9 protein-coding genes and 1 tRNA gene are annotated in these 12,725 nt (G+C 67.5%); 5 read left to right on the top strand and 5 right to left on the bottom strand.

The genetic code is table 11. The features are described from left to right. Entirely contained in the window at positions 1 to 1,593 is a 1,593-nt protein-coding gene (secD, locus tag AC1RPL_RS10090) for a protein translocase subunit SecD (RefSeq protein ID WP_493069172.1), read from the bottom strand. Then, complete coding sequence (yajC, locus tag AC1RPL_RS10085; RefSeq protein ID WP_493069171.1) at positions 1,593 to 1,931, bottom strand: preprotein translocase subunit YajC; 339 nt, start codon at positions 1,929 to 1,931, stop codon at positions 1,593 to 1,595. The genes secD and yajC overlap by 1 nt, the downstream gene beginning before the upstream one ends. A 145-nt stretch (positions 1,932 to 2,076) precedes the next feature. On the opposite strand from yajC, the gene AC1RPL_RS10080 reads away from it, so the two are divergent. Together AC1RPL_RS10080 and AC1RPL_RS10075 are read left to right on the top strand one after the other, a co-directional pair. Further along, positions 2,077 to 2,153: transfer RNA gene (locus tag AC1RPL_RS10080), tRNA-Pro, on the top strand. Between the two features lie 256 nt (positions 2,154 to 2,409). Then, a complete protein-coding gene (locus AC1RPL_RS10075) occupies positions 2,410 to 3,759 on the top strand; it encodes an MFS transporter (protein WP_493069170.1) in 1,350 nt (449 codons plus the stop codon). 147 nt (positions 3,760 to 3,906) lie between these two features. On the opposite strand, the gene AC1RPL_RS10070 is transcribed toward AC1RPL_RS10075, so the two are convergent. Beyond that, positions 3,907 to 6,192, bottom strand: coding sequence for a glycoside hydrolase family 3 N-terminal domain-containing protein (locus AC1RPL_RS10070; protein ID WP_493069169.1), 2,286 nt, complete (start codon positions 6,190 to 6,192; stop codon positions 3,907 to 3,909). Positions 6,193 to 6,384: 192 nt separating this feature from the next. Here AC1RPL_RS10070 and AC1RPL_RS10065 point away from each other — a divergent pair, with 192 nt between their 5' ends. Beyond that, positions 6,385 to 7,401, top strand: coding sequence for a LacI family DNA-binding transcriptional regulator (locus AC1RPL_RS10065; RefSeq protein WP_493069168.1), 1,017 nt, complete (start codon positions 6,385 to 6,387; stop codon positions 7,399 to 7,401). Positions 7,402 to 7,570: 169 nt separating this feature from the next. Further along, positions 7,571 to 9,004, top strand: a complete 1,434-nt coding sequence (locus tag AC1RPL_RS10060; protein ID WP_493069167.1) for a glucoamylase family protein — start codon at positions 7,571 to 7,573, stop codon at positions 9,002 to 9,004. Here the strand turns inward: AC1RPL_RS10060 and AC1RPL_RS10055 are convergent, their stop codons facing one another. Then, positions 9,005 to 9,670, bottom strand: coding sequence for a TetR/AcrR family transcriptional regulator (locus AC1RPL_RS10055; RefSeq protein ID WP_493069166.1), 666 nt, complete (start codon positions 9,668 to 9,670; stop codon positions 9,005 to 9,007). 84 nt (positions 9,671 to 9,754) lie between these two features. Here AC1RPL_RS10055 and AC1RPL_RS10050 point away from each other — a divergent pair, with 84 nt between their 5' ends. After that, positions 9,755 to 10,882, top strand: coding sequence for an FAD-dependent oxidoreductase (locus tag AC1RPL_RS10050; RefSeq protein ID WP_493069165.1), 1,128 nt, complete (start codon positions 9,755 to 9,757; stop codon positions 10,880 to 10,882). Here the strand turns inward: AC1RPL_RS10050 and AC1RPL_RS10045 are convergent. Continuing rightward, positions 10,879 to 12,681, bottom strand: a complete 1,803-nt coding sequence (locus tag AC1RPL_RS10045; protein WP_493069164.1) for a family 43 glycosylhydrolase — start codon at positions 12,679 to 12,681, stop codon at positions 10,879 to 10,881. The genes AC1RPL_RS10050 and AC1RPL_RS10045 overlap by 4 nt on opposite strands. Positions 12,682 to 12,725: the final 44 nt, after the last annotated feature.

Here is a 12,725-nt window from a genome sequence, read left to right as displayed (position 1 = left end):
TTAAATATGGATTTCGGTGGGCCGGTTACGGCGCACCCAGATCGAGACGAGCATGCGGGTGAACACGACGGCGGTGAACACCGAAGTCGCGATACCGATCAGCAGCACCACGGCGAAGCCGCGCACCGGGCCGGAGCCCAGGAACACCATGATCAGGCCGGCAATGGCGTGCGTCACGTTCGCTTCGAAGATCGTGCGGCTGGCTTCCTTGTATCCGAGCTCGATCGCCTGCATCACGCTGCGCCCACGCCGCCGCTCTTCGCGGATACGCTCGTTGATCAGCACGTTGGCGTCCACCGCGGTGCCGATCGTCAGCACGAAGCCGGCGATGCCGGGCAGCGTCAGCGTTGCGTTGAGCAGGCCCATCACCGCCAAGATGACCAGCACGTTGATGGTCACCGCCAGCGTCGCATAGATGCCGAAGCGGCCATAGGTGAGGATCATGAAGGCGATCACGGCAACGACCGCGATGATCGACGCGGTGATGCCGGCACGGATCGAGTCCTTGCCCAGTTCGGGGCTGACCGTCGATTCCTGCACCACCTTGAGGTCCACCGGCAGCTTGCCCGATCGCAGCGCGATCGCGAGCTGGTTGGCGCTCTCCACGGTGAAGCCGCCATTGATCACGGCGCTGCCGCCCAAGATCGGCTCGTTGATGTTCGGCGCCGAGATGACGGTGCCGTCGATGATGATCGCGAAGGGCTTGCCGCTATTTTCCTGCGTCACCTTGGCAAAGCGCTTGGTGCCCGCACCGTTCAGCTCCAGCGTCACGCCCGGCTGGCCCGTCTGCTGGTCATAGCTCTGCTTGGCATCAACGAGCATGTCGCCGGTGATCATCACCGTGCGCTGCACCGCGATGTTGCCGCCGGCCTGGTACGGCATGATCACGTCGCCGGCGGGCGCCTCGCCACGCTGCACGGCATTCTGGTCCGCCGTCGAATCGACCAGGCGGAATTCGAGCTTGGCCGTCTTGCCGACCAGCGCCTTGAGCGCGGTCGGATCCTGCAGGCCCGGCACCTGCACCACGATGCGGTTGGCGCCTTCGCGAATCACGGTCGGCTCGACGGTACCGAGCGCGTTGATGCGCTTCTCGATGATTTCCCGCGCGTCGTTCATCGCGGTCTCGATTGCTTCGTTGATGCCCGCGTCGGTGGGCGTCAGCACGAACTGCGACGAATTGACCACGGCTACGTCCCACTGGCGCTGGCCGGTGGTGCCCACGCCCGTGCCGGTGATCGCAAGCAGCTTCTCGCGGGCCGCATCCACCTTGGAAGGGTCGCGCAGCATGAAGCTGACCTTGCCGCCCTGGATCGAGATATCGCCGATGTCGATCTTGGGATCGCGGCGCATCTCGACGCGGACCTGGTCCTGCATCTGGGTCAGCTTGGCCTGGCGCACGTCATCCGTGTTCGCCTCGAACAGCAGGAAGCTGCCGCCGGCAAGGTCGAGGCCGAGGTTGATCGCGGGCTTGGGCACCCAGTTCGGCCAATGGTCGCGCGCGCTCTTCGGGAAGAAGCTCGGCACCGACAGCGCGATCATGATCGCGATGCCGACGAGGATCGTGGTGATCTTCCAGCGGGGAAAGTCGAGCATCAGTCGTTCGCGGGCTTCGCGCCGCCGGCCGACTTCACGCTGGTCAGCGTGGCCTTGATCGCGCGGACCTTCACGTTCGGGGCGAGCTCGAGTTCGACTTCGGTCTCATCGACCTTGGTCACCTTGCCGATCAGGCCGCCGCCGGTGACGACCTGGTCGCCCTTCTTCACGGCGTTGATCGAACCCTGGAGCTCCTTCATCCGCTTCTGCTGCGGGCGGATCATCAGGAAATAAAAGGCGACGAAGATGAGGACGAGCGGCGCAAGGCCGAGGATGCCGCCCATCGGGCTGGCCTGTGCCGCGCCTGCGGCCTGTGCATATGCTGGGGTTATGAACATGGGATCCCGAAATAAGCTGAGAGGGCCGGCGCGGAATCCGCTCCGTTCAAGCGCGGCGCGCTAACATGCGCGACCTGCACGCGCAACTATTGTCGGGACCCGCTTGCATCCTGCGCCGCACCGGCCTAGAGGCCCCAACCTCGGTCGGGGCGTAGCGCAGCCTGGTAGCGCATCACACTGGGGGTGTGGGGGTCGCAGGTTCGAATCCTGTCGCCCCGACCAGTCTCTTCGGAGACATGAAGCGAGGCCGGGCGGGCGCCCGCGCGCTCGCGCTCGGCGCCGAATCGGCACGATCGGCCCCTTCGAAAATGTTGAATCCCTTGACTCTCCCCGCATGCGTGAAGCTCCCCGGCCCAGACGGAGAGCAGAGCGGACGAAATCCTATTTTGCAAGGTCGAACCGGCATTCTAGGGTCGGCGGCCCAAGGCGGCGGGAGAGGACGAATCGACATGCGCGCGCACGCGGCAACGCCCGCCCGATGATCGCCCGCCTCCGCGCCGCGCCGCCGCGCCTCAGGCTGCTGCTCTTCGCCTTCGGGGACTTCGCCTTCAATCTCTACTGGCAGAGCATCATGCTCTTCCTGCTCTTCTACTATACCGAAGCGCTGTCGCTGCCGGTGGCGACCGCCGCGGCGATCTACACCGTCGCCTCGGTATGGGACGGGCTCGCCAATTTCATCGCCGGCGCCGTCGCCGATCGCCGCGAGCCCGGGCGCGGCTATGGCCATTTCCTGATGCTGGGCAGCATCCCCCTGGGGCTCGCCTTCGTGCTGACCTATGTGCCGCCGCTGGCCAGCAGCTGGTGGGGCATCGCCAGCATCTTCGTCGGCCACCTGCTGTTCCGCACCGCCTATGCCGCGGTCAACGTCCCCTATCTGGCGATGAGCGCGCGCGTGAGCAGCGACAGCCGCGACCGCGCCTTCCTGGCCGGCATGCGCATGCTGTTCGGTACGATGGCGGCAGTGCTGGTCGCACGCGGCACCTTGCCGCTCGGCGCCTGGCTGAGCGGCACGGCGGTTCCCGCCCAGGCCTATCTCGGCGCGGCGATTCTGTTCGCGATCCTCGGCACCGCGATCCTGATGCTGGTCGGCGCAAGCTACCGCGAGCAGGTCGTGCCGCTCCGCGCAGCCCCACCCTCGATAGCGGCAAGCCTCAGGAGCCTCGCCGCCAACCGCGCCTTCGTCACGCTCAACCTCGCGATGATGGCGATGATCGTCGCGGTGACGATCCTCAACAAGTCGGTGCTCTATTACTTCAAATACTTCGTCGGCGACGACGTGGCCGGGCAGAGCGCGCTCGCCTGGATGGGGGTGGTCGGTGCAGCCGCCGTGCCGCTGTGGATGCTGCTCCAGCGCCTGCTCGGCACGCGCGGGCTATGGTTCCTGGCAGCCTCGGCCTGCATGGCCGGGCTGGTGCTGTTCGTCGGCGTGCATATCGAGCGCGCCGGGCCGATGCAGCTCTTCCTGGTCGCGATGCAGGCGCTGATCGTCGGGCTGCACTTCGCCTATTGGGCGATGCTGCCCAACACGGTGGAATATGGCGAGCAGGCCACGGGGCTGCGCGTCGAGGGCGCGGTGTTCGGCATGGCCGCCTTGCTCCAGCGCATCGCGATCGGCGTCGCCACCTTGCTGCTCGCCGCGGGGTTCGATGCGGCCGGCTATGTCGCCAATGTCCAGCAGAGCCAGGCGACCCTCGCCACGATGCGCGGCACGATCGCGCTGGTGCCGCTGGCATTCCTGGCGCTGTCGGTGGCGGGGATGTGGCTCAACCCGCTGGGCAAGGGCGCGCATGCCCGGATCGTGAAGGACCTGGAGGAGCGGGCCAACTAATTCCTCCCCGAGCTTGTCTCGGGGAGGGGGACCGCCGCCGAAGGCGGTGGTGGAGGGGGCGCCGGGCACCGGCGCGCTGCGCCGGCCCCTCCACCATCGCTACGCGATGGTCCCCCTCCCCCAGCAAGCTGGGGGAGGAATTGAACGTCACGCCACCAGCGTGAACTGCGCCTTCACGCCCTCGGCTTCCGCCGACGGTGCGATCCACACATCGAACAGCCCCGGCTCGACGACCGGCTTGTTCTCGCGCCCGATGAACAACAGCTGGTCCCGGCGAAGCTTGAACGTCACCGTCTCGCTTGCGCCCGGTGCCAGCGCCAGCTTGCGGAAGGCCTTCAACTCGCGCACCGGCCGGGTCACGCTCGCCACCCGGTCGCGAATGTAGAGCTGCACCACTTCCTCGATCGCGCGCGCTCCCGAATTGGTGATCTTCGCCGAGACGGTGATCTCCCCGTCCCAGGCCAAGGTCGCCGGCACCGACAGGTCGGCATAGCCGACCTTGCCATAGGTCAGCCCATGCCCGAACGGGAACAGCGCCGAGTTCGGAATGCCGCGATAATGCGCCTTGTAGGGCTGGAGCGGCCCTGCGGGGTTCGGCCGGCCGGTCGGCTTGTGGCTGTAATAATAAGGCTGCTGGCCCGGCGAGCGCGGGAAGCTGCACGGCAGGCGGCCCGCCGGGCTGTAATCCCCGAACAGCACATCGGCCGTGGCGTTGCCGCCCTCCGATCCCAGGAACCAGGTGACGAGGATCGCGCCTGCGTTCAGCACCGCGCCGTCCAGCGCCAGCGCGCGTCCATTCTTGAGCACCACCACGATCGGCTTGCCCGTCTTCGCGACGGCTTCCGCCAGCGCCATCTGCGGTGCGGGGACCACGATCTCGGTGCGCGACTGCGCCTCGCCGGACATGTTCTCCGCCTCGCCGATCGCCAAGATCACTATGTCCGCCGCATTCGCCGCGGCCACCGCCGCATCGATCCCGCCGGCCAGCGGCGCTTCGACGCCCGAGCCGAGCGTGACGCTCACCGCACCCTTGTCGGCCACTGCGGCGCGCACGCCGCTCGCCAGGTCGATCGCCTGGGCGTTGTCGCCATAGACCACCCAGGGCCCGTTGATGTCGTGCTTGCCTTCCGCGAACGGCCCGATGATCGCGATGCGCTTGCCGCTCTTGGGCAGCGGCAACAGGTCGCCGTCATTCTTGAGCAGCACGATCGACTTGCGCCCGGCCTCGCGGGAGAGCGCGATCGCCTGCCTGGTGCGTGAGCGCGCCTTTTCGCGCTTCACGTCGATGCGGCGGAACGGATCCTCGAACAGGCCAAGCTTCGCCTTCATCGCCAGCACGCGGCGCACCGACTCGTCGAGTGTCGCCATCGGCACTTCGCCCTTGGCGACGAGATCGGGCAGATGATCGCGGTAGAAGCCGCTGGTCATGCTCATGTCGACACCGGCGAGGAAGGCGAGCTTGGTCGCCTCGCGCGCGTCGGCGGCGAAGCCATGGTCGATCATCTCCATGTCGCCGGTATAGTCCGACACCACAAAGCCCTCGAAGCCCCATTCGCCGCGCAGGATGTTGCGCATCAGCCAGTCATTGGCGGTCGAGGGCACCCCGGAGATCTCGTTGAACGAGGCCATGCCCGACAATGCGCCGGCGTCCAGCGCAGTCTTGAACGGCGGCAGATAGACTTCGCGCAGCGTCCGTTCCGACACATCGACACTGTTGTAGTCGAGCCCCGCCTCGGCGGCGCCATAGGCGGCGAAATGCTTGAAGCAGGCGAGCATAGCGTCGTTCGCCTTCAGGTCCTTGCCCTGGAAGCCGCGTACCCGCGCCGCGGCGATCAGCTCGCCGAGCAGCACGTCCTCGCCGGCGCCTTCCATCGTTCGGCCCCAGCGCTGGTCGCGCGCGATGTCGACCATCGGCGCGAAGGTCCAGTCGATGCCGGCCGCAGCGCCTTCATAAGACGCCATGCGCGCCGTGCGTTCGGCCAGGTCTGGCTCGAACGACGCCGCCTCTCCGACCGGCACCGGGAAGATCGTGCGATGGCCATGGATCACGTCGGCGGCGAAGAGCAGCGGGATCTTGAGCCGCGACTTGGTCATCGCCACGGTCTGCATGCGGCGCGCCATCTCGGCGCCATTGCCGTTGAACACGCCGGTGAGGTGCCCCTTCTCGACCTCGGTCAGCTGCTCCTCGAAGCTCGGCCCGTTGCTCGGCGGGTTGAGCGCAGTAGCCACGCCGCCGCCCCAGGCCGCGGGCATCAGGGTGAGCTGGCCGGCCTTTTCCTCGACCGTCATCCTGGCGATCAGCGCATCGATGAAGGGCGGCACCGGCAGGCTGCCCGCCGCCCGCAGCATCGCACGCGCCGGGCTCGCGGCCCAGGCCGCAACTGCACCGGCTCCCATCAGCGCCGCGCGTCGCGAAATCCTGGTGTCGAACATTGTTCTTCCTCTCCTGTGCGCCCCGCCGCCAACCACCAACGGGATTTGTCCTCACGATATCCGGGCGCGAAACTTTTTTGCTTGTCGCTGCGAACCGTAACCGGTTACATAACTCGCACGCGGCTTGTAATGCAATCGCGGAAGCGGTCTGAAACGCAGGAAACATGCGTGATCCGGTAGAAGGGACTGAAAATGGGCGAGGCCACCATCCGCGATGTCGCACGCCGCGCCGAAGTTTCGGTCGCATCGGTGTCGCGCGCGCTCAACGGCCTCGACAATGTCCGCGCCGAAACCCGCGACCGGGTGATCAAGGCAGCGACCGAATTGGGCTATGTCCCCCATGCCGGCGCGCGCAGCCTAAGCCTCGCGCGCAACCACGCGATCGGTGTCGTCCTGCCCGATCTCCACGGCGAGTTCTTCTCCGAATGCGTGCGCGGCATGGACAGGGAAGCGAGCCGCCGTGGCTACCTGCTGCTCCTTTCCAACATGCATGACGATGGCGACCAGGCCGCGGTGGCCTTGCGGGCGATGCGCGGCCGCGTCGACGGGCTGCTCGTGATGGCGCCGCACATCTCGGCCGAAACGCTCGAGCGCGCGATTCCGCCGGCGCTCCCCTCGGTGATGATCAACAGCCATGCCGACCTGCCCGGCCGCCCGGCCCTGCGCTTCGACAATCGCAGCGGCGCCGAGGCGATGGTCGATCACCTTTACGCCAATGGCTATCGCCACATCGTCCACATCGCCGGGCCCGAGCGCAATGTCGACGCGCAGCAACGCGCCCAGGGATATCTTGCCGCCTGCGCACGTCTCGGCCTGCCCCCGCGCATCATCGCCGGCGACTTCAACGAGGAAGCGGGCGAGGCCGCCGCGCACGAGATCCTGGCGAGCAACACGCTTACCGACGCCGTCTTCGCCGCCAATGACAGCATGGCGATCGGCTGCCTCCACATCCTGCGCACCTCCGGCAAGCGCGTGCCCGAGGATATCGCCGTCGCCGGTTTCGACGACGTCCCCCTCGCCCGCTACCTCGCGCTCAGCACGGTGCGGGTGAACATCGCCGAGATGGGCGCCCGCGCCGTCGCCCGGCTGATCGACATGCTGGAGGGCAAGGACCAGGTCCGCGCCAGCGAAACCCAGATTCCCGAGCTGGTGATGCGCGCCACCACGGCGCCGCGCACCGCTTCCACGGACGGAGCCGCGCATGCGTGAGCGTGGCTCCGTTTCTTTTTGCGCCGGAACTGTAACCGGTTTCAGAAACCACCCGCCGCTGGTTGCATCCCCCGTGGGAGGCGGCGCCCGCCGCGCCGCCTCCGATTTTCCGGGCGGCATGTCATAGCCGCGGGCGGAACCGCTCTTTATCGTGTATGAGGCTTGGACCATGATCGACCGGCGCGCGCTCCTTTCGCGGTCTTCGCTCCTGTTGGCCGGAGCCGCGGTGCCGGGCGCAGCGGCCGCGCAGAGCCGCAAGGCGGCCGGTGTGCGCACGCTCCCCGCCTTCTACGAGGACATCGAGCACCGCACGTTCCGCTGGTTCTGGGAAACCGCGCGGCGCGACAATGGCTTGGTCCCCGATCGCTATCCCAGCCCCAGCTTCTGCTCGATCGCCTCGGTCGGCTTCGCGCTGACCGCCTATCCGGTCGGGGTCGAGCGCGGCTGGATCACCCGGGCGGAGGCGCGCGACCTCACCCTCACCACGCTGCGCTTCTTCTGGGAAGCGCCGCAGGGGCCCGAGCCGACCGGCAAGATCGGCCATGCCGGCTTCTTCTACCATTTCATCGACATGATCACCGGCGAGCGCTTCGGCAATGTCGAGCTGTCCAGCGTCGACACCACCTTGCTGCTGATGGGCGTGCTGTTCGCCGGTCAATATTATGATCGCGCAGACGCGAAGGAGCGCGAGATCCGCGAACTCGCCCAAAAACTCTATACCCGCGCCGACTGGAACTTCTTCCGCTCGGACGGGCGCAAGGCCGTGTCGATGGGCTGGCACCCCGGCCGCGGCCTGATCGAGCGCAACTGGGACGGCTATAACGAGGGGATGTTCGTCTACATCCTCGGCCTCGGCGCCCCCGAGCACGCGCTGCCGGCGGACAGCTGGGATGTCTGGACCGCCCCCTATCCGCACAGCTGGCGCGGCGAAGGGCCGACTCGCCACCTCGCCTTCGCGCCCATGTTCGGCCACCAGTACAGCCAGGTCTGGATCGACTTCCGCGGCATCCGCGACGCGGTGATGCGCGAAGCCGGCATGGACTATTTCGAGAATAGCCGCCGCGCCACTTATGCCAACCGCGCCTATTGCATCGCCAATCCGCAGCGCTGGGACGGATGGTCCAAGGACATATGGGGCCTCACCGCCTGTGACGGCCCGGGCGGCTACACGCTCGACTTCAAGGGCAAGCGAACCGAGTTCTTCGGATATTCCGCCCGCGGCCCGCTCGGCCAGCCCGACGAGCGCGACGACGGCACGCTCGCCCCCACCGCCGCGCTCGGCTCGCTGCCCTTCGCACCCGAGATCGTGATCCCCGCCGCCGAGGCACTGCGCCGCGAGCATGGCGCGCTCCTGTACGGCAAATACGGCTTCTACGACTCGTTCAACCCGAGCTTCCGCTGGACCGACAAGCGCGTCGCGAATGGCCGGGTCGATCCGGTGAAGGGCTGGTACGACACCGACTATATCGGCATCGACCAGGGCCCGATCCTGCTCCAGGCGGCGAATTACCGGAATGATTTCGTGTGGAAGCGGATGCGCAGCAGCGCGCCGATCCGCAAGGGGCTGAAGGCCGCCGGGTTCACCGGGGGCTGGCTGGGCTGATCAGCCCAGCGCGTCGATGCCGGCCAGGATAAGGTCTACGCCGGCCAGGAATTGCGCGCGATCGTCATGCACGGGCAACTGCGCCGCCACCTTGGGCAGGAAGCTGTATTCGGCCGGATCGAGCTGCGCCCAGCGCGCGGCGACCGCCCCGAGGAACGCCGAGCGGTCAGTTCGGCCGGCGTCCTGCGCAAGCCGCGCATTCGCGGCATTCTGTCCGGCGACCCCGAGGATGTAGTTCACCAGCGCGGACGCGGAATCGAACAGCGCGCGGTCGGGGACGCCGAGTTGCTGGAGCCGGCTGCCGATCCCTTCCGCCACCAGCAGCATCGCCGGCCGCCACGGCGCCCGGTGCAGCTGCGCACCCACCCAGGGATGATCGTCGATCGCGTCGAACACGCCCAAGGCAATGGCGCGGATCGCGTCGCGCGGCTCCGTGCCGCCGATCGCGTGCACCACCCCGGCGATGACATGGTCGGCAGCCGCCCCGAGCAGATCGTCCTTGTCGGCGACATGCCAGTAGATCGCGCCGCTTCCGGTCGCCAGCCGCGCGGCGAGCGCACGGAATGTCAGCGCGCGCTCGCCCTCGGCATCGAGGATCGCGATCGCCGCCTCGACGATCCGCTCCTTCGAAAGCGCGTCCGCGCGGCGTTCGGTCCGTTCTGCCATGCACAATGCCTTGACAGCATTGGAACGCCGTTCCAATAGACGATTTATGGAACAACGTTCCAATCAACGTTCGAAAGCTTCAATATGACTCCCGTCACCATCGTCGGCGCCGGCCTTGGCGGCCTCGTGCTCGCCCGGGTCCTTCACCTCCACGGCATTCCCGCCGCAATTTACGAAGCGGATTCCGCACCCGAGGCCCGTACCCAGGGCGGCATGCTCGACATCCATGTCGAGGACGGCCAGCGCGCGCTCGAGGCAGCGGGCCTTACTGGCCAGTTCCGCGCGCTGATCCACGAAGGCGGCCAGGCGTCGCGCGTGCTCGACCAGCACGGCAATGTACTGCTCGATCAGCCCGATGACGGCACCGGCGGGCGCCCCGAGGTGCTGCGCGGCGAATTGCGGCGGATCCTGCTCGAGTCGCTCCCGGCAGGGACGATCCACTGGGGGAAGAAGCTCGTCGGCGTTGCGCCGCTCGACGATGGCCGGCACGCGCTGACCTTCGCGGACGGGTCGGGTGTGACCAGCGATCTTCTCGTCGGTGCCGATGGCGCCTGGTCGAAGGTGCGTCCGCTGCTTTCGACAGCGCAACCCGGCTATATCGGCACCACCTTCGTCGAGACCTATCTGCATGATGCCGACACGCATCACCCCGCATCGGCCGAAGCGGTGGGCAGCGGCGCGCTGTTCGCGATGGCGCCGGGCAAGGGCATCTTCGCACACCGCGAGGCGGGCGGCGTCCTCCACGCCTATGTCGCGCTCAACCGCCCCGCTGAATGGATCGCCGGCATCGACTTCACCGATGCCGCCGCCGCGACCGCGCGTATCGCGGCCGAGTTCGCCGGCTGGGCGCCGGCGCTCACCGCATTGATCACCGATGGCGAGACTCCGCCGGTCCCGCGCGCGCTCCACGCGCTGCCGAACGATCATCGCTGGGATCGCGTGCCCGGCGTGACCTTGCTCGGCGATGCCGCGCACCTGGCACCCCCGGCTGGCGAGGGCGCCAACCTGGCGATGCTCGACGGCGCCGAGCTCGCCTTGGCGATCGCGGCCCGGCCCGGCGACATCGAAGCGGCACTCGCCGACTATGAAGCGGCGATGTTCACCCGCAGCGCGAAGGAAGCCGCCGACGCCCACCAGATTCTCGGCATCTGCCTTGGCGCGAACGCCCCGGGCGCGCTGGTCGAATTCTTAACCGAGGCGTCGGGCGTCTAGCGGATGCGGACAGGCTTGGTCCGCCGAGAAACCCCATTCTCGTCGAACGCCTCGACCGCGACCCAATAGTCCACGCCCAGGTTCAGCGCCCGCAACTCGAGCGCCGGTCCCTGGTCCGCCCAGCGTTGATAGGCCAGCGTCAGCCGATCCGGCCGCACGCCCCACAGGACATTGTAGCCCACCGCGCCGGGCACGGGCTTCCACGTGACATGGGCATTGCGAGCGTCGCCGTCGCGCTTTGCAATGACCCCGCCCGGCATCGCCGGCGCCTTGCCGCCTGCCGAGCCGAACACCCGCAAGTCGCTGATCGCCAGGTTCGCCCCGCCGACATGGCCGTGCACGTACCGTACGAACCGCGCCTGTACCGGCGCCGGCAGCTGGAAATAGGCATTGGGCCGATCCCGCCGCGGCGCCTCGGTCCTGGCCAGCGGAAACCAGTTCTTCCCGTCCAGCGAGGATTCCAGCGCGAACTCGGTATAGATATCCGGCGCGTCGCCGAACCGACCGGCCTTGTAGTCGGCGAAATTGACCTGCACCGCGCGCAGCGTCCTGGCCCCGCCAAGATCCACCGTCAGCGTCTCGCCCGGCGCATTCTTCCCCGCCACCCAGAAGCTGCGCGGATCCTCGTCGGTCGCCCGGCCGGCGCCGAACTCGCCGAGCGTCGACGAAGCCACCGCCGCCTTCCGGTACGAAAGCAGCATCCAGCCGGTGAACAGGCTCTCCGGATCCTCGACCTTCGCAGTCGGTGCATAATGCGGGAAGTCGCCGAAGCGAGTCGAGACCGCCATCTGCCCGTCCGCCCAGAACCTGGCCGGCCACATCCCGATTCGCCGCTCGAAGGTCCAGTTATAGCCGATCCACGGCGTGCCGGTGTTCCACCAGTTTCCGTGCACATCCTGGAAGGTCGAGCCGTGCCCCGCGCCCTGCACGAACCCGCCGGGCTTGTAGGCGACCGGGTTGTACGGCGCATATTCGAACGGCCCGAGCGGCTTGTCGGAGACATAGGTGCCGTTGGAATAGGCGTTATATTCGGTGCCCGGCGCGCCGTACTGCAGATAGTAGCGCCCACCGACCCTGGTCATCCAGGCGCCCTCCATGAAGGGGGTAATCGGCGTGCCGTTCGGCAGCGTGCCCGAATGATCCTGGCCGAACCGCTCCCAGCCATGCTGCTCGGGGTGCAGCGCCAGCATCGGCGTGGGCTTACCCTTGTAGGCCAGCTTGCCGTCCGCGAACGCGATCTCGATCCCGTAGAGCGGGAAGACGTTGGACGATCCCCAGTACAGGTACCACTTCCCGTCCTCGTCCTTGAACAGCGCAGGGTCCCAGGGGCCGGGCGGCACCTTGGCCTCGCCGGGCGCGGGGACATGCCCCTCCCCCACCGAATCGACCAGTTCGGGCATGCGCCGCACGAAGAAGTCGAGCTTGCCGCTGTCGGGATCGGTGATCGACAGGATCGATTCCGCGCGCGTCATCGATGGCTGGATCAGGATGCGCTCGCCATCGCTCCACACCGCGGGTGCGACGATCGAGTTGAACGGCCAGCGGCTGGGCGTGACGAACGTCCAGTGGACCAGGTCGCTCGACGACCAATAGCCGTCGGCCAGCGTCTGGAAGAGGTAGTATTTGCCCTTGAAGGTGACGATCGCCGGGTCCGCGCCGGTGCGGTACGACACGCCTTCATTGGCCTGTTCGAAATTGTAGCGATAATCGATATCGATCGGGTTGGCGTAGGTTTCGCGTCCCGGCTGGGCGTGCGCGGTGGTGGCGAGCAGGCTGGCCAGGGCCAACGGGATACGCATCGTCTTTCCCCGAATGAAAAGGGGGAGGAAAGCCCTGCGGCTCG

Source organism: Sphingomonas sp. GW821-FHT12D09, from assembly GCF_058807215.1.
Note: the sequence above shows the minus strand (reverse complement) of the source record. Positions and strands in the feature narration are given on the sequence as shown.